A 15,415-nucleotide genomic window follows, 5' to 3' on the forward strand; every position below is an offset into this window, starting at 1 on the left:
TACGTATCGGGTTGGTGGCTCCAATTGCCAGCAGATTTCTGAAGGATCTTCTTGGAGAATTCAGTAAAAACCATGAAGGCGTACAGATCGAACTTGTCGAAGGCGATCCGACAACACATATCAAAGCCATCCGAGACTTTGATCTTGACATAGCCTTCATCACTGACACATTTCCTTGTTGCGAGTGCGACTCCATGCCGCTTTGGTCAGAGCGGATCTATACGATTTTGCCTCAAGATCACCCTTTATCTAATCGAGCGGAACTGTCTTGGCCGGATCTGACAAGAGAGATCTTCTTCATAGCCGAAACTGGCCTGCGCCAAGAATTACACGGTCTCCTGACGAAGCGCTTGGCCGAAGTCGGATACAGGCCAACCGTTCTGGCTCAAAATGTTGGCTGCGATAACTTATTGACCTTAGTGGCGATTGGCCGCGGTATACTCTTGGCTACCGAGTCTATGGCCGAGAGATGTAGCCTTGGGATTGTGCAGAGGCTGATTTCGGATGAAGTGATCCCGTTTGCAGCGGTTTGGTCACCCCGTAACGACAATCCTGCTTTCCGGCGCTTCTTGAGCATTGCGAAGGCGCGTCGGAGCCGCAAGACCGAGTTAAATGCCTCGCAGGATCAGTGAGCTGGATTTGATCGCCGCGCTTTCGCGAACCCTCGATCAGTCGCCATGAAGCGTTCCAGCATCGGCACGATCAGGCGGATCGGGTCGGCTGCAGACCGCCCGGTCTCGCTGGCGAGGATGCTGGCATAGGCGGCGAGATCTCGATGCAAGTTAGCGGGCAGTTCCAGCGTTACTTTCACCGGCTTTTCGTCGGCGATCGGTCCCAATTTCAGCTTGGCCATCTCAGCCTCCGTACGGTTCGAGCACGAGATCGCGCGTGACGATGACGCGGACGGGAAAGCCCGGTCGGATCGTCAGTGTCGGCGCTATGTTGAGCTGGCGGTTGACGATCTGTTGCCCTGTCTGGCTGATGCTCTCGCCCGCGCCCTGGCGCAGAGCTCGAACGATATCGCTCTCATCACCCGATGATCCCGTCTGCGCGCCGATGCTCAGCAGCGTCGATAGAGCAGCCGCCTTGAACAGCTCGCCCCAGTGATAATCGACGCCATCCTCGAGGCCGGCATACCCTTCTGCGTCCGCGCCGGGCTGGCGCTCAAGCACGATCGAGCGGCCGTTCGGGAAGATCAGCCGGTTCCAGACAAGCAGGACGCGGCGCTGCCCGAAGCCGACGCCGTTGTCGTACTGGCCGATGATGCGCGTGCCCTGCGGAACGAGCAGAATCTTGCCGGTCGGGCTGTCGTAAATGTTCTCTGTCACCTGGGCGGTGATCTGGCCGGGAAGATCAGAGCGAATACCGGTGATGAGGGCTGCCGCAATGACGGCGCCGGCCTGCAGCACATTCACCGACGCCGGCGCGGCCACACGACCGGGCGAGACCGTGCGCTTGTCCGGCGCCTGGTTGAGGAATGCGAGCTGACGGTCCTGCGCGGTTGGCGTCGCCGGCTGCGGCGCCAGGCTGAGATTTGTGAGATCGAGGGTGGGAGCAGTGGTCGGCGTTGCTGTCGCTGCCGGCTGTGTCGAGACGCTGCGCGTTTCGGTCGAAGCGAACAGCCGGGCGGTCCGCGCTGATTCCAGCTCCTGGAGTCGCCGTTGTTCCTCGGGGCTGATCCCGGGATTGGGCGTCGCGATCGCTGGCGGCGGTACGGCATTTTGTGCATTGAGTATCGGCCGACCCAAATCGCCGGGTAGCGGCGGACCGAGCACCGGCCCGGTATAGTCGCGCGGCAAGCTGTTGAGTCCGTCCGGGGTCGCGCGGTTGTCCGTCGCGTAAAGCTCCTCGTTGCCCTTGCGCCCGCCCTGGATTTGCAGGGCGTAGATCAGCGCGCCGCCGATGCCGACGCTGGCGACTAGGCCGAGACCGGCCAGCACCTTTCGCGATAGCCGCGTCACGCGCGGCGGCTCCGGACGCAGACGCATCGGCGCTGCCGGCTCGCCGGTCAGCGGCATCGCGCCGTCCTCGCTGGACGGCTCCGGCCCTTTCTCCTTTCCGGGTTCGATCTCGCTCATGACGCCGGCCTTCCGTCGGTGCGCGAGATCCGCACACGCTTCTGATTGCGGTCGGCACCGAAGCGCAGTTCGGCGGCGGCGAACAGCCGGTCCACGATCATATAGTTGCCGCGCACGCGGTAGTTCACCAGCTCGGAGGTCGCGCCCTCAGGGCCGACAACGAAGAGCGGCGGCATTTCACCCTGGCCGATGCCACGCGGAAACTCGATGAACACCTGGTGGCCATCGTCGAAGGCGCGCAGCGGCTTCCACGGGGCGCGGTCGCCCGTCACCTCGTAGCGGAAGTTGACGCGGGAGAGATCGACGCTAGTCGACACGGGCTGCGCGGCCTCCGCCTGCGCATTCTGGCGGCGCAAGGCGATGAGCTGATCCTGTGGGTATTGCCAGGAGACCGACGCCATATAGGTCGAGGACGTGGACCGCAGCTCCATATAATAGGTGCGCAAGTTGGTGTTGATGACGAGGTTCGTCATCAGATCAGGCCGCGTCGGCTTGACCAGGATGTGAACCTGTTTCGCCGCGCCGGTGCCGCTCTCGGTGTCGCCGATGATCCAGCGCACGGTGTCGCCGGCGGCGACGGGGCCGGCGCCAACGAGCTGCTCACCGGGCTGGAGCGCGATGTCCGTGATCTGCCCGATCGCCGTGTAGACCTGATAGAGCGCCCCTTGCGTGAAGGGATAGACCTGCATCGAGTTGATGAAGCCGTTGCGCACCGGCTGCACGCGCGCCTGTGCATTGGCCTGATTGACGCGAGCGGCGGGATCGGCGGCTTCGGCCGGCTGGCGCGCTCCGTCCACCGGCTTCATCTGGCCGGGAAGCGGCAAGGGCCTCGGCAGCTCGACGATGCGTACCGGCGACGGCGGGTCGACCGTCTGCATGGCGGGCGCGGCGTTATCATAGCTGATCTCGGGCGGCGGCGTGTTGGTCGCGCAGCCGGCGAGAGTCGAGGTGCAGGCCAGCAGAAGCGCAAGCGAGGATTTGCTGAGAGCCGGCTTTCCGGCTGTGCGGAAGGCAGGCGTCATTGTCCAAGCTCCTTCGACCAGTTGATGGCGTTGACGTAGATTCCGAGCGGATTGGCTCGAAGCTTTTCGGCGTCGCGCGGCGTTTGCACGACAATGGTGAGGATGGCGGACCAGCGCTCGGTCGCGGCGAGCGATCCGTCCTGATAGCGGCGCTCGATCCAGGCCACGCGGAATGAGTCAGGGGAGGCCCTGATGACGCTCGACACCTCAATGGCGACCTGTTGCTTGCCGACCTTGGTGAAGGGGTCGTTGGCGCGGGCATAGTCATTGAGGGCGAGCGCGCCGCCCTGTGTGGTGAACTCGTAGGCGCGCAGCCAATTCTGCCGCACGATGATCGCGTCGGCCGGGATCGAGCGAACCTGCTCGATGAGGCGGGCAAGATGGAACGCGATCTGCGGATCGGACGGCCGATAGTCGGCGACGGCGGGGGCGATCGCCTGCGCCTGGCCGAGCTTGTCGACCTGCACAACCCAGGGAACGATGGTGCCGCTGGCCGACTGCCAGACGAGGCCGCCCGACAGGCCGGCCGAAAGGGCCAGGCAGCCGAAGGCCATATAACGCCAGTTGCGAGCCTGCACGCGGGCGGAACCGATCCGGTCGTCCCAGACCTGTGCGGCGCGTTGATAGGGCGTTTCGGGTTGTGGTGCTTTCCCGTAGTGGGTCGATGGTCGTTTGAAGAAGTTCATAGTCAGTCGCTTTCGGAGAGGTTGACGGAAGAGCCGCCGCCATGGCTGTCGCCGGATTTGACGGCATGGGCGGCTGCCTGGACGCCGTGGGCGAGTTGCTGCGAGCGTTTCATGCGCTTGGCCCAGGCAGGCGGACCGTCGCGGGTGGCAGCCGCGGTTGCAGCGGGCGCGGCTTCCGTCGCGCCGCCGTCACTGGATGCGCCGCCGGAGATCTCGGTCGCGGCACGGGAGCCGGCGTCGAAGCTGGACCTGAGGCTGTCGGACGCACGGGACACGGCGCGCTTCAGCGGCGAGGCAGCGGCCTTCGCGCCGGTGCTCGCCACATTGCCGAGGCCGGATGCAATGCCCGACGCGCCCGACTGACCGGCTGCGCCGAGGCTGTAGGCGGTGGAAGCGCCACCAGCGACGGCAGCGCCGCCGCGCGCAGCGGCGGCCGCGCCACTGGCGAGGGCCGCGCCGCCAGAGGCGACGGTGCCGACTGACGCAGCGCCTGCCGCGACCATGCCGCCGGCTGCGACGCCAACACCAACCGCGGCGCCAGCGCCGAGCTGCGGCCCGCCCGAGACGAGGCCGTTGGCGATGCCGGGTCCGAAGATGCCGAGACCGAGAAGCGAGAGCGCGGCGAGCACGATCGCCATAGCGTCGTCGATCGTCGGGGTCTGGCCGCCGAAGCCTTGTGTGAACTGCGAGAACAAGGTGGAGCCGATGCCGATGATGACGGCGAGCACCAGCACCTTGATGCCGGAGGAGATGACGTTGCCCAGCACGCGCTCGGCCATGAAGGCAGATTTGCCGAAGAGGCCGAACGGGATCAGCACGAAGCCGGCGAGCGTCGTCAGCTTGAACTCGATCAAGGTGACGAAGAGCTGGACCGCGAGGATGAAGAAGGCGAGCAGGATCAGCGCCCAGGCGAACAGCAGGCAGGCGATCTGGATAAAGTTCTCGAAGAAGGCGACCCAGCCCATCAGGTTCGAGATGGATTCGAGCAGCGGCCGACCGGCATCGAGGCCGGTCTGCGCGACCTTGCCGGGACGCAGGAGATCGGTGACGGAGAAGCCGGTCCCCGAAGCTTTCAGGCCGAGACCGGCGAAGCTCTCGAAGACGATGCGGGCGAGATTGTTCCAGTTGGAGATCAGATAGGCGAAGACGCCGACGAACAGCGTCTTCTTCACGAGGCGGGCGACGATGTCGTCATCGGCGCCCCAGCTCCAGAACAGGGCGGCCAGCGTCACATCGATGACGATGAGCGTCGTGGCGATGAAGGCGACTTCCCCGCCGAGCAGGCCAAAGCCTGAATCGATGTAGCGGGTGAAGACGCCCAGGAAGTTGTCGATGACGCCGGTGCCGCCCATGTCAGTTCGTCCCCGGACGCGCGGGCTCCGGCTGCATGACCGGCGCGCTTTCCTTGATTGCCGAGCCCGGCGTCGGCGCTGGCGCGATCGTCGCGGTCGGGGTCGGTGCATCCGGCGAGGCTGTCTGCGGCGCTTGCCGGTTCTGGCCCAGGAAGCGGTCGCGATTGGCGGCCCAGAGCTTGAGGCAGGCCGGATCGCGGATCGCGGCCTCGCCCATATCCCGGCATCCGCGAAGCTGACGCTGGAGGGCCTCGACATCAACGCCCGGTCGGAGGGCCAGCGAGCGGATCTCCGGCTCCTCCTCTTTCCGGGTCAGCTCGATGACGGTGGCGGTGATGGCGACGCCGACGAAGACGACGGCGCCGAGCCGGGCGAACATTTTGCCGTCCATGGCGATCGCCCCCGCTCAGTTCCGGTTGTTGAACATCTGGGTGTTGCCGGGCTGGTAGCCCGTGCCCGGTGTAAGGAAGCGGCGACGCTGTTCGCGGCCCTGTTCGGCAGCGGCCGCGCGCTCGGCTTCGGTCAGCATCTGCGCGCGCCCATTCGCCGCGACGACGGCGGTGAGATCGGCGAGCTGCTGGGCCTGAAGCGCGAGGAGCTGGTTGCCGGCTTGCGTCGCCTGAAGCGCGCCCGTCGCGCCCTGGCTCTGGCCGACGAGCGCCGACATCTGCGCGCGGTTGGTATCGATGTTGCCCACAACACCGGCCTGCACGCGCATTGCGTCCTGCAAGCCGCCGACGGTGTTCTGCCAGCGCGAGCGCGCATCGGAGACGAGCTGCTGGTCGCTCGCCGACATCGAGACGTTCCCGTATTTCTGCTGGAACATCTGGTCGATCTTCTGGACGTCGTAGGCGATGTGCTGCGCCTGGCTGAGGAGCGCTTGAGTCTTCTGGACCGACTGCTGTAACTGCTGGAGCGCGGAGAACGGCAGGCTGGTCAGGTTGCGCGCCTGGTTGATCAGCATCTGCGCCTCGTTCTGAAGCGACGTGATCTGGTTGGTGATCTGCTCCAGCGCGTGGGCGGCCTGAAGGACGTTCTGCGCATAGTTGGTCGGGTCGTAGACGATGATGGCGTGCGCGGGCGTCACCATCATGGGCGCGAGCGCGATCGGGGCGGTCAGCAACGCGGCAGCAAAGCGCGCTGCGCGGGAATGGCGCAGTTTCATGTCAATTCTCCTTGGGTGTTGAGGGTGGGAACGAGATCCGCCGCCCAGCCGACGTCGCGGTGGTGCAGCCAGGCGATGAGGAAGCCGTCGCGGCCGTGCTCGGCGACGATGCGGGCGATGGCCGTCTGATCCGTCTTGGCGGACGCGGCGCAGAGCGCGAGCGCAACATCGGACAGGCCGAGTTCGAAGAGGCGATTGCCGCGCCGTGACTGGCAGTAGTAGTCGCGCTTCGGCATTGCCCGCGCGATGATCTCGATCTGGCGATCGTTGAGACCGAAACGCCGGTAGGTCGCGGTTATTTGCGGCTCTATCGCCCGCTCGTTCGGGAGCAGCAGACGGGTCTGGCAGCTTTCGATGATCGCGGGAGCGATCGCCGAGCCGTCAATGTCCGACAGTGATTGCGTGGCGAAGATGACGCTGGCGTTCTTTTTCCTGAGCGTCTTCAGCCACTCTCTGAGCTGGCCGGCGAATCCCTCGTCGTCGAGCGCAAGCCAGCCCTCGTCGATGATGATCAGCGTCGGCGAGCCATCGAGCCGATCATCGATGCGATGGAAGAGATACGCGAGGACGGCCGGCGCCGCACCGGTGCCGATCAGCCCCTCGGTCTCGAACGCCTGGACCGATGCCGTGCCGAGATATTCGTGCTCGGCATCGAGCAGACGGCCATAGGGACCGCCAACGCAATACGGCCGGAGCGCCTGCTTCAGATCGTTCGACTGGAGCAGCACGGCGAGGCCCGTCAGGGTCCGCTCTTCGACCGGCGCGCTGGCGAGAGAGGTCAGCGCCGTCCAGAGATGTTCCTTCACTTCCGGCGTGATGGTCACGCCTTCGCGAACGAGGATCGCTACCAGCCAGTCAGCGGCCCAGGCACGCTCCGGCACATCATGGATGCGCGAGAGCGGCTGAAGGCTGACGCTGTCGGAAGCGCCATCGCTGAGGTCGCCGCCGAGATCGTGCCAGTCGCCGCCCATCGCGAGCGCGGCCGCACGGATGGAGCCCCCGAAGTCGAAGGCCACGACCTGCGAGCGGACATAACGGCGGAACTGGAGCGCCATCAGCGCGAGCAGCACGGATTTGCCCGCGCCAGTCGGGCCGACGATCAGCGTGTGGCCGACATCGCCGACGTGGATGGAAAGCCGGAACGGGGTCGAGCCTTCGGTCTTGCCGAAGAGCAGTGGGGGCGCTGCAAAGTGCTCGTCCCGTTCCGGTCCCGCCCATACCGCCGAAAGCGGGATCATGTGGGCGAGATTGAGCGTGGAGATCGGCGGTTGCCGAACATTGGCGTAGACATGGCCGGGCAGCGAGCCGAGCCAGGCATCGACCGCGTTGACGGTCTCCACCATGGCGGTGAAGTCGCGGCCCTGGATGACCTTCTCGACCAGTCGCAGCTTCTCGTCGGCCGCGCGTGGATCGGCGTCCCAGACCGTCACCGTCGCGGTGACATAGGCCATGCCGGCATAGTCGGCGCCGAGTTCTTGCAACGCTATATCGGCGTCGGCCGCCTTGTTGGCGGCGTCGGTGTCGACGAGGACGGACGCCTCGTTGGTCATCACCTCCTTGAGGATCGCCGCGATCGACTTGCGCTTGGCGAACCATTGCCGCCGGATCTTGGTCAGAAGCTTGGTCGCATCGGTCTTGTCGAGCAGGATCGCGCGGGTCGACCAGCGATAGGGAAAGGCGAGCCGGTTCAGCTCGTCGAGCAGGCCGGGTGTGGTCGCGGTCGGAAACCCGGTGATCGTGAGGACGCGGACATGCTGGTCACCAAGCCGGGGCTCAAGACCACCGGCGAGCGGCTGATCGGCGAGCAGTGCGTCGAGATAGATCGGCGTCTCGGGGACGCGGACGCGGTGGCGCTTGGTCGAAACGCAGCCGTGCAGATAGGTCAGGGTCTCGGCGTCATCGAGCCAGCGGCATTCCGGCATGAAGGCCTCGACCAGGCGCAGGATGCGGTCGGTGCGATCGGCAAAGCCGGTCAGGGCCTCACGCGGGTCGATGCCCGACGTCTCGCGGCCCTCGTAGAGCCAGGTTTCGGCACGCGCCGCGTCCTCGGCCGGCGGCAACCAGGCGAAGGTCAGGAAGTAGCTCGACTCGAAATGCGCGCCGGCTTCCTCGAAATCCGCCTTACGCTCGGCGTCGACCAGGGCCGAGGCCGCATCGGGAAATCTGCTGTCGGGATAGCGATTGGAGGGGTGGCGCTGCGCCTCGACGAAGATCGCCCAGCCGGAGCCAAGACGACGAAAGGCGTTGTTTAGCCGCCCGGCGACGGCGACCAGCTCAGCGGGGACCGCCGAGTCCAGATCGGGGCCGCGGAATTGGGCGGTGCGCTGGAAGCTGCCGTCCTTGTTCAGGACGACGCCAGAACCGACGAGCGCCACCCAGGGCAGGAAATCGGCGAGCCGGCTGTTGCGGTTGCGGTATTCGGCGAGGCTCATCATGGCGATGCCCTCCCTCAAACCGCGAGATGCGCGGGGATGCGCAGATGCCGGCGCACGACATCGACGAAGAGCGGGTCGCGCTTGGCGGCCCAGACGGCAGCGACGTGCCCGATCGCCCAGATCGCGATACCGACGAGCCAGAGGCGCAGGCCGAGCCCGACAGCGCCCGCGAGCGTGCCGTTCATGATGGCGATGGCGCGCGGGGCGCCGCCGAGCAGGATCGGCTCGGTCAGTGCGCGGTGGACCGTGACCGTGAAGCCCGGAACGTCCTGATCGACGACGCCCACCATCAGACCAGCGCTCCGCCGCCGAAGCTGAAGAAGCTGAGGAAGAACGAGCTGGCCGCGAACGCGATCGACAGGCCGAACACGATCTGGATGAGCCGGCGGAAGCCGCCAGACGTGTCGCCGAAGGCGAGCGTCAAGCCCGTGACGATGATGATGATGACCGCGATGATCTTCGCGACCGGACCTTCGATCGACTGGAGGATCTGCTGGAGCGGCTGTTCCCACGGCATGGACGAGCCGGAGGCGTGGGCGGCGGGCGCCATCGCGACGCTCATGACGATGGTCGATGCCGTCATCATCAGACGGCGAGGCAAGCTGCGGGCATGCGAGATCATGTGGATTTTCCTTCTTGGAGCTTCGGGGTGATGGGGCTGACGCGGTAGTCGCCGTCGGGACCGAGCCCTTCGACGCGGGCGAGTTCGGCGAGCCGGCGCTGCGAGCCGCGGCCGGACAAGACCGCGACGAGATCGATCGTCTCGGCGATCAGGGCGCGCGGGACGGTGACGACCGCTTCCTGAATGAGCTGTTCGAGCCGGCGCAGCGCGCCGATGGCGCTGCCGGCGTGGATCGTCCCGACCCCGCCGGGATGGCCGGTGCCCCAGGCCTTGAGCAGATCAAGCGCCTCCGCGCCGCGAACCTCGCCGACCGGAATGCGGTCGGGGCGAAGGCGCAGCGACGAGCGCACGAGGTCGGAGAGCGAGGCGACGCCATCCTTCGTGCGCAAGGCGACAAGGTTCGGCGCGTCGCATTGCAGCTCGCGCGTGTCCTCAATGATGACGACGCGGTCGGCGGTCTTGGCGACCTCGGCGAGCAGCGCGTTGGTGAGGGTCGTCTTGCCGGTCGACGTGCCGCCGGCGACGAGGATGTTGGCGCGCGAGGCGACTCCCTGCCGGAGTGCTTCCGCCTGATCGGCCGACATGATGCCGGCCGCGACATAGTCATCGAGGGTGAAAACGGCGACGGCAGGTTTGCGGATCGCGAAGGCCGGCGCGGCGACGACGGGGGGCAGAAGCCCCTCGAACCGCTCTCCCGTTTCCGGCAGCTCGGCCGAGACACGAGGCGCGCCGGCATGGACCTCGGCGCCGACATGGTGGGCGACCAGGCGGACGATGCGCTCGCCATCCGCTGCCGACAGCCGCTCGCCCGTGTCCGACAGGCCCTCGGAAAGACGGTCGATCCAGAGCCGCCCGTCAGGGTTCAGCATCACCTCGACGATGCTGGCGTCGTCGAGATAGCGTGCGATGGCGGGACCGAGCGCGGTGCGCAGCATCCGCGCACCGCGTGCAAAACCTTCTGAATTTTGGTGAGACGCCGCCATACAACCCCGATTCCAACGGGGCTGAGACAGACCTTCCCCGGACGGGGATGATTAAAAGGGCCTGATTTTAGGCCGATTCAACAAGGATTCATCGGCGTAGTAGTGTAGCGTGCAAATACAGGAGATAGCGTAGATCGCGACATTGCTATGAATTGAACGCGCCCGAGGAGACATACTGATTCGAGGCTACTGGAGAGCTGAATGACGTCACGATTGCAACGAACATTGAAGCGTGCCGTTCGCCTCCAAGACATGACCGTGATTTCGAGTGATGATCTGCTTCGGATCGGTGCAGATGGCTACCAAGAAATCAGGCGTGCCGCCACACGGGCTCGAAACGAAGGGCAGCCAGCCTTCGTCTGCGACCACTGCGGCTTCGCAGTTTATGCTCCGAGGGAGCCCAAGACACGTTTGCCATTTTGGCGACATCATAAGGGCGCGCCTCGCAGTTGTCCGTGGTGGACAGGCGAGCCCGACTCAACTGATGAAGTAAGTGCCTCGCAGTTCCAGGGTGCGCAAGAAAGTCCGTTGCATCTGCGCGTCAAACATCTGGTTGCTGAGCTGCTAGTTGCAGATCCGCGTACAGAACCAGAATCTGTCGTGATCGACGAATATGTTGTGTGCGGGGAAAGTCGACGCCGCCCTGATGTGCGTGCGGTCTACGATGGAAAGCAGATCGCCTTCGAAATTCAACTCGCAACAACCCAGATACCAATCATCGTCGCGCGCGAGGATTTCTATCAGCGCGAAGGGCGGCATCTCATTTGGTTGACTTGGAACTTTGTACCCGTTGAGCGGGCGCATTTGCTCACAGCATTTGAGGATATCTTCTACTCTCACAACAAGAATCTGTTCTCGCTTGACGATGCGGTGGTCTCAGAAAGTCGGGAAAAAGGAACTTTCCTCGTTCGCGCCTTTTGGGAGCACGGCTCTGGTTGGAACTCGAAGGTCACGGCACTTCCTGATCTTGAATGGCCTTCGTCTGGCTTGCCATATGCGGTCGCTCCACCTCCGCCTTGGCATCGCGACTTTCGGACACGATGGTTGGCAGCGACGAAACCGCAAGGGACACCGTGGCCAGCTCGAAGCACACTGCTTTCCGAACTGGCAGAGAAATTCGTCGACGACTCGATTGATGCTTCAACGCTGGAGGAGACCGACATCGGAGCACTTATCAATGCGATATTGTCGTTCGTTGAAGGCAAGCCGGTCGGATCGGCGCAAAAGAATCTGACCGAGGTGATCAACACCTTCCTGGCAAGTGAACGACGCTTCAGGTTTGCCCGCATCATGCGAAAAGTCATCGCAGTGACGGGAGCATCCGAAATTCTCGATAAACCGAGCGTCTTAGCGAAGTTCTCTCGGGCGACGGAAGATGACCAAGATGGGCCAGAAAGCCTCACCGGCAGAGTGGTTGTGCTGCTCTTTTCGGAATTGTTCGATAAACGACGACCAACTCGCTACCCTTCATCCCCTTGAGGGCTAACATCCTCGGAAATTTCCTGTCGGAGCTTCGGCCCCTTGGCGAGTCGCCGGCCAAGCGCCGTCACGAACTGGTCATAACGCTCTCCGGTCTTGGCGCGCGCGGCCTGCGCGGCTGGTTCGGGAAGCGCCGGCGTCGTGGATAGCCAGAAGCGGATGAACACCGCGAGCGTCTCAACCGAGATACCGACATCCCGCTCCAACCGCGTCATGCGACGATCGAGCTGGTCCAGACGTTTAGTGACGACGGCCTCCTGCCGTTCCGCTGAATCTGGTGACAGGAAGGACTCGATGGCCGCCTCGGCAATCAGGGACCGCGAATGATCGCGGCGCGCAGCATGTTCCGCCAGTCGTCCCATTACGGCAGGGTCGAGGTAGACTGAGAGGCGCTGCTTTCTCGGTGGTTTCGACATCTGCGGCTCACAGCTCCATGCCGTCGTTGGGATCGAGCGAAACCTGCCGCGCCACGCCCTGCATCATCCGCGTCATGCGCCGGTTGCGTGCGGCCGCGTCGTCGTCCTCATCATGCTCGACGTCGATCTCGAATTCGTTCTCGACAGGTGGCTTCTTCTCCGCCGGCTGCACCCGGTTTAGCTCGGGCTGATGCCGACGCTCCGACTCGGTCGGGTCTTCGTCGGATGCGTCGCCCGCAGAGTGGGAATCGAGCAGGTCCGGGCGCGTCGGACGCGGCAATGTCGTCCAATCGTCGGGCCGTCCTTTGGTCGGCACGACAAGCGACGGCGGAGACAGCAGGCGCTCCTTGAAGCGAGCATCCTCGTAGTAGCGCGCCTTTTTCGCACGGATCGGCGGGGTGCCGGCGACCATGACGATCTCGTCGACCGGTGGGAGCTGCATGATCTCGCCGGGCGTGAGCAGCGGCCGCGCGGTTTCCGAACGCGACACCATCAGATGTCCAAGCCAAGGCGACAGCCGGTGGCCGGCATAGTTCTTCATGGCCTTCATCTCGGTGGCGGTGCCGAGCGCGTCCGACACCCTCTTCGCCGTGCGCTCGTCGTTGGTGGCGAAGCTGACGCGCACATGACAATTGTCGAGGATCGAGTTGTTCGCGCCGTAGGCCTTTTCAATCTGGTTGAGCGACTGGGCGATGAGAAAGCTTTTCAGCCCATAGCCGGCCATGAACGCCAGCGCCGACTCGAAGAAGTCGAGGCGGCCAAGCGCCGGAAACTCATCAAGCATCAACAGAAGCCGGTGACGCCCGGCCTTCGCCTGCAGGTCCTCGGTCAAGCGACGGCCGACCTGATTGAGGATCAGGCGGATCAGCGGCTTGGTGCGGTTGATGTCGGAGGGCGGCACGACGAGGTATAGCGTCGTCGGCCGCCTATCGCCCACGATGTCGGTGATCCGCCAATCGCAACTCCGCGTCACCTCGGCGACGACGGGATCGCGATAGAGGCCAAGGAACGACATGGCGGTGGAGAGCACGCCCGAGCGCTCGTTGTCGGATTTGTTGAGCAGCTCGCGGGCGGCGCTGGCGATGACAGGGTGCGGGCCGGCCTCGCCGAGATGCGCGGTCTTCATCATCGCTGCCAGCGTCGACTCGATCGGGCGCTTCGGATCGGAGAGGAACGCCGCGACACCGGCGAGCGTCTTGTCATCCTCGGCATAGAGGACATGGAGGATCGCGCCGACGAGCAGCGCATGGCTGGTTTTTTCCCAGTGGTTCCGCTTCTCAAGCGAACCTTCGGGATCGACCAGGATGTCGGCGATGTTCTGGACGTCGCGGACCTCCCACTCGCCACGACGCACCTCGAGCAGCGGATTGTACGCTGCGGATTTGGTGTTGGTCGGATCGAAAAGCAGGACGCGGCCGTGTTTGGCGCGGAAGCCGGCGGTGAGCTGCCAGTTCTCGCCCTTGATGTCGTGGACGATTGCCGAGCCCGGCCAGGTCAGGAGCGAGGGCACGACCAGGCCGACACCCTTACCGGATCGGGTCGGCGCGAAGCACAGGACATGCTCCGGCCCGTCATGGCGCAGATAGGCGTGATCGTAGCGCCCCAGCACAACGCCATCAGGTCCGAGAAGGCCGGCCGCCTCCACCTCCTTCTTCTCGGCCCAGCGCGCCGAGCCATAAGTCTCGACCTTCTTGGCCTCGCGTGCGCGCCAAACCGACATGCCGATGGCGACGGCAATCGAGATAAAGCCGCCGGATGCGGCGATGAAGGCGCCCCCGACGAAGATCGACGGCGCATAGGCGTCGTAGAAATACCACCACCAGTAAAAGGCGGTCGGATAGTAGAAGGGCCAGCTCAGCACCGAGAACCAGGCCGGGCCGAGCTGCGCCTGAAACCCGAGCTTCCAGGCGACATATTCGGTGGCGCCCCAGGTGGTGGCGAGCACGATTAGGAAGACCGTGAGGATCTGGCCCCAGAGGATTTTCGTTGCGGACATAACGGCGATCCTTTCGCAGAGAAGTTAGAGGCCGAGCCCCCGCTTGCGGCCGAAGCTCCAGTCGATCCCGCCGTCGTCGCGGGCGACGCCGGAGACGTGCTTGCCGAGCTGCTTTTCGAGGGAGGGCGACCAGGGCACGAGCTGGAAGCCAAGGCCGTCGTCCAACAGGGCGAAGCGGCCGGAGGCGAGCGCGATACGCTGCCTATAGGTGCCGGCGACATTCTCGCCGCCGCCCGCCCGATTGAATGGCTGGCCGGTGTCGGCGGCGAGTTTTTCGCCGACGGCGTCCAACTCGCGACGACGCAACGTGTCGATCAGCCCGCGATTGAAGGTGACGCGCTGGCCCTGCCGCTCGCCGAGGCCCTGCGCGACCAGATGATCCGCGCGCCGATCCAGCGCCTGTCGAACCTCGGCGCCGAAGCCGCCCTCGGACAGGGCGGCCGGTTCACGGGCGATGTTCTGCCGGTCGAGCCAGGTTGCGCCGGTCGCCGTGACCTGACGATCGATGTCGATATCGGAGCGGACGGCGATGGCGACGCGACGCTGCCCCTGCGCGTCGTCGAACTTGCGCAGCTCGACGATCGAGCCTGGCGCGCTGTCGCCAGCGGCATCGAGGTCGGACAGCTTGATGTGATGGGTGCGGCCGTCGACACCATCGACCACGGCGTAGGCCGTGCCCTTGAGCTCGTCATCAAGACCGCGATCGACCAGCCGGCCGATGACGGGCGCATCAAGGCTCTCGGCGGCGAGCACATAGCCCGCCGAGCCCCCCTCGATGCCGCGATCCTTCAAAGCCCGGTGCATGCGCTTGATGATGTCGCCGCGCTCTCCGAGTTCACGCAGGGTCGCCTCGGCCTTCGGGTCGATGGCCCATTGACCTGGGCCAAGCTGTTCGGCGAGGCCGAGTGTTTCCAGCTTACGGAGCCTTCCGACCTTCAGCGCGTGAAAATCGTCGGGCCGGGCGGTCGGATCGATCGCCGTGTCGACGACGCCCGTGGCATGGCCATCGCGAATTAGCTGACGGTCAAGCTGCGTGAAGCGCTCGGCACCGACTTGGCGTTCCAGGCGGTGCTGGATGTCGAGATCGGTGCGCGGTCCCAACTCTTGCGTGATGAGGTCGCGCGCCCGATCGCGCATCCCTTCCTTGATGTAGTCGCGCGAGATGACGAGATCCTGCCCGT

The 15,415-nt window shown here is 64.8% G+C and carries 16 protein-coding genes; 2 read left to right on the forward strand and 14 right to left on the reverse strand.

The window, feature by feature from the left end; all coding sequences use genetic code 11:
* Window positions 1-632 (forward strand): LysR family substrate-binding domain-containing protein (locus Q0Q48_RS28190; protein ID WP_295145732.1); only part of this gene is annotated, 632 nt, incomplete at its 5' end.
* Here Q0Q48_RS28190 and Q0Q48_RS28195 read toward each other — a convergent pair.
* Genes Q0Q48_RS28195 through trbB form a run of 11 tightly spaced genes read right to left on the reverse strand, consistent with a single transcriptional unit; the run spans window position 626 to window position 10,343 of the window.
* Window positions 626-853: a DUF2274 domain-containing protein gene (locus Q0Q48_RS28195; RefSeq protein ID WP_292117372.1), complete on the reverse strand. Its 228-nt coding sequence runs from the start codon at window positions 851-853 to the stop codon at window positions 626-628. The genes Q0Q48_RS28190 and Q0Q48_RS28195 overlap by 7 nt on opposite strands.
* A 1-nt stretch (window position 854) precedes the next feature.
* Window positions 855-2,078 (reverse strand): TrbI/VirB10 family protein, encoded by a 1,224-nt coding sequence (locus Q0Q48_RS28200; RefSeq protein ID WP_295145736.1) that lies wholly within the window; start codon window positions 2,076-2,078, stop codon window positions 855-857.
* Window positions 2,075-3,100 carry a P-type conjugative transfer protein TrbG gene (gene trbG, locus Q0Q48_RS28205; protein WP_295145737.1) on the reverse strand — a complete coding sequence of 342 codons (1,026 nt, stop codon included), beginning with the start codon at window positions 3,098-3,100 and terminating at the stop codon, window positions 2,075-2,077. The genes Q0Q48_RS28200 and trbG overlap by 4 nt, the downstream gene beginning before the upstream one ends.
* On the reverse strand, window positions 3,097-3,786 hold the full coding sequence (trbF, locus tag Q0Q48_RS28210) for a conjugal transfer protein TrbF (protein WP_295145739.1): 690 nt from the start codon (window positions 3,784-3,786) through the stop codon (window positions 3,097-3,099). The genes trbG and trbF overlap by 4 nt, the downstream gene beginning before the upstream one ends.
* A gap of 2 nt (window positions 3,787-3,788) precedes the next feature.
* The gene (trbL, locus tag Q0Q48_RS28215; RefSeq protein ID WP_295145741.1) at window positions 3,789-5,138 is read right to left on the reverse strand and encodes a P-type conjugative transfer protein TrbL; all 1,350 of its coding nucleotides are present in this window, start codon (window positions 5,136-5,138) and stop codon (window positions 3,789-3,791) included.
* A gap of 1 nt (window position 5,139) precedes the next feature.
* Window positions 5,140-5,529, reverse strand: coding sequence for a putative entry exclusion protein TrbK-alt (gene trbK-alt / locus Q0Q48_RS28220; protein WP_295145743.1), 390 nt, complete (start codon window positions 5,527-5,529; stop codon window positions 5,140-5,142).
* 15 nt (window positions 5,530-5,544) lie between these two features.
* Window positions 5,545-6,303 carry a P-type conjugative transfer protein TrbJ gene (gene trbJ / locus Q0Q48_RS28225; protein ID WP_295145745.1) on the reverse strand — a complete coding sequence of 253 codons (759 nt, stop codon included), beginning with the start codon at window positions 6,301-6,303 and terminating at the stop codon, window positions 5,545-5,547.
* Window positions 6,300-8,738, reverse strand: coding sequence for a conjugal transfer protein TrbE (gene trbE, locus Q0Q48_RS28230; RefSeq protein WP_295145746.1), 2,439 nt, complete (start codon window positions 8,736-8,738; stop codon window positions 6,300-6,302). The genes trbJ and trbE overlap by 4 nt, the downstream gene beginning before the upstream one ends.
* Window positions 8,739-8,752: 14 nt before the next feature.
* Window positions 8,753-9,028: a VirB3 family type IV secretion system protein gene (locus Q0Q48_RS28235; RefSeq protein ID WP_295145748.1), complete on the reverse strand. Its 276-nt coding sequence runs from the start codon at window positions 9,026-9,028 to the stop codon at window positions 8,753-8,755.
* Window positions 9,028-9,324 carry a TrbC/VirB2 family protein gene (locus Q0Q48_RS28240; RefSeq protein ID WP_295145758.1) on the reverse strand — a complete coding sequence of 99 codons (297 nt, stop codon included), beginning with the start codon at window positions 9,322-9,324 and terminating at the stop codon, window positions 9,028-9,030. The genes Q0Q48_RS28235 and Q0Q48_RS28240 overlap by 1 nt, the downstream gene beginning before the upstream one ends.
* Before the next feature lie 32 nt (window positions 9,325-9,356).
* Window positions 9,357-10,343, reverse strand: coding sequence for a P-type conjugative transfer ATPase TrbB (gene trbB, locus Q0Q48_RS28245; protein WP_295145750.1), 987 nt, complete (start codon window positions 10,341-10,343; stop codon window positions 9,357-9,359).
* Window positions 10,344-10,544: 201 nt separating this feature from the next.
* Here trbB and Q0Q48_RS28250 point away from each other — a divergent pair, with 201 nt between their 5' ends.
* Entirely contained in the window at window positions 10,545-11,822 is a 1,278-nt protein-coding gene (locus Q0Q48_RS28250; protein WP_295145752.1) for a DUF6035 family protein, read from the forward strand.
* Here the strand turns inward: Q0Q48_RS28250 and Q0Q48_RS28255 are convergent.
* The 3 genes from Q0Q48_RS28255 to Q0Q48_RS28265 all read right to left on the reverse strand — a co-directional run.
* Window positions 11,804-12,238 carry a ribbon-helix-helix protein, CopG family gene (locus tag Q0Q48_RS28255; protein WP_292117339.1) on the reverse strand — a complete coding sequence of 145 codons (435 nt, stop codon included), beginning with the start codon at window positions 12,236-12,238 and terminating at the stop codon, window positions 11,804-11,806. The genes Q0Q48_RS28250 and Q0Q48_RS28255 overlap by 19 nt on opposite strands.
* Window positions 12,239-12,245: 7 nt before the next feature.
* The gene (locus tag Q0Q48_RS28260; RefSeq protein WP_295145754.1) at window positions 12,246-14,234 is read right to left on the reverse strand and encodes a conjugal transfer protein TraG; all 1,989 of its coding nucleotides are present in this window, start codon (window positions 14,232-14,234) and stop codon (window positions 12,246-12,248) included.
* A gap of 24 nt (window positions 14,235-14,258) precedes the next feature.
* A partial coding sequence (locus Q0Q48_RS28265) for a DUF3363 domain-containing protein (protein WP_295145756.1) occupies window positions 14,259-15,415 on the reverse strand: 1,157 nt, incomplete at its 5' end.

Origin of the sequence: uncultured Reyranella sp. (assembly GCF_945957355.1) — a bacterium.
Classification (GTDB): Bacteria; Pseudomonadota; Alphaproteobacteria; order Reyranellales; family Reyranellaceae; genus Reyranella.

Excerpts from the sequence above, each read along its gene's own strand:
- Q0Q48_RS28195 (WP_292117372.1), bottom strand. The coding sequence starts at position 853 with ATGGCCAAGCTGAAATTGGGACCGATCGCCGACGAAAAGCCGGTGAAA.
- Q0Q48_RS28200 (WP_295145736.1), bottom strand. The coding sequence starts at position 2,078 with ATGAGCGAGATCGAACCCGGAAAGGAGAAAGGGCCGGAGCCGTCCAGC.
- trbG (WP_295145737.1), bottom strand. The coding sequence starts at position 3,100 with ATGACGCCTGCCTTCCGCACAGCCGGAAAGCCGGCTCTCAGCAAATCC.
- trbF (WP_295145739.1), bottom strand. The coding sequence starts at position 3,786 with ATGAACTTCTTCAAACGACCATCGACCCACTACGGGAAAGCACCACAA.
- trbL (WP_295145741.1), bottom strand. The coding sequence starts at position 5,138 with ATGGGCGGCACCGGCGTCATCGACAACTTCCTGGGCGTCTTCACCCGC.
- trbK-alt (WP_295145743.1), bottom strand. The coding sequence starts at position 5,529 with ATGGACGGCAAAATGTTCGCCCGGCTCGGCGCCGTCGTCTTCGTCGGC.
- trbJ (WP_295145745.1), bottom strand. The coding sequence starts at position 6,303 with ATGAAACTGCGCCATTCCCGCGCAGCGCGCTTTGCTGCCGCGTTGCTG.
- trbE (WP_295145746.1), bottom strand. The coding sequence starts at position 8,738 with ATGATGAGCCTCGCCGAATACCGCAACCGCAACAGCCGGCTCGCCGAT.
- Q0Q48_RS28235 (WP_295145748.1), bottom strand. The coding sequence starts at position 9,028 with ATGGTGGGCGTCGTCGATCAGGACGTTCCGGGCTTCACGGTCACGGTC.
- Q0Q48_RS28240 (WP_295145758.1), bottom strand. The coding sequence starts at position 9,324 with ATGATGACGGCATCGACCATCGTCATGAGCGTCGCGATGGCGCCCGCC.
- trbB (WP_295145750.1), bottom strand. The coding sequence starts at position 10,343 with ATGGCGGCGTCTCACCAAAATTCAGAAGGTTTTGCACGCGGTGCGCGG.
- Q0Q48_RS28250 (WP_295145752.1), top strand. The coding sequence starts at position 10,545 with ATGACGTCACGATTGCAACGAACATTGAAGCGTGCCGTTCGCCTCCAA.
- Q0Q48_RS28255 (WP_292117339.1), bottom strand. The coding sequence starts at position 12,238 with ATGTCGAAACCACCGAGAAAGCAGCGCCTCTCAGTCTACCTCGACCCT.
- Q0Q48_RS28260 (WP_295145754.1), bottom strand. The coding sequence starts at position 14,234 with ATGTCCGCAACGAAAATCCTCTGGGGCCAGATCCTCACGGTCTTCCTA.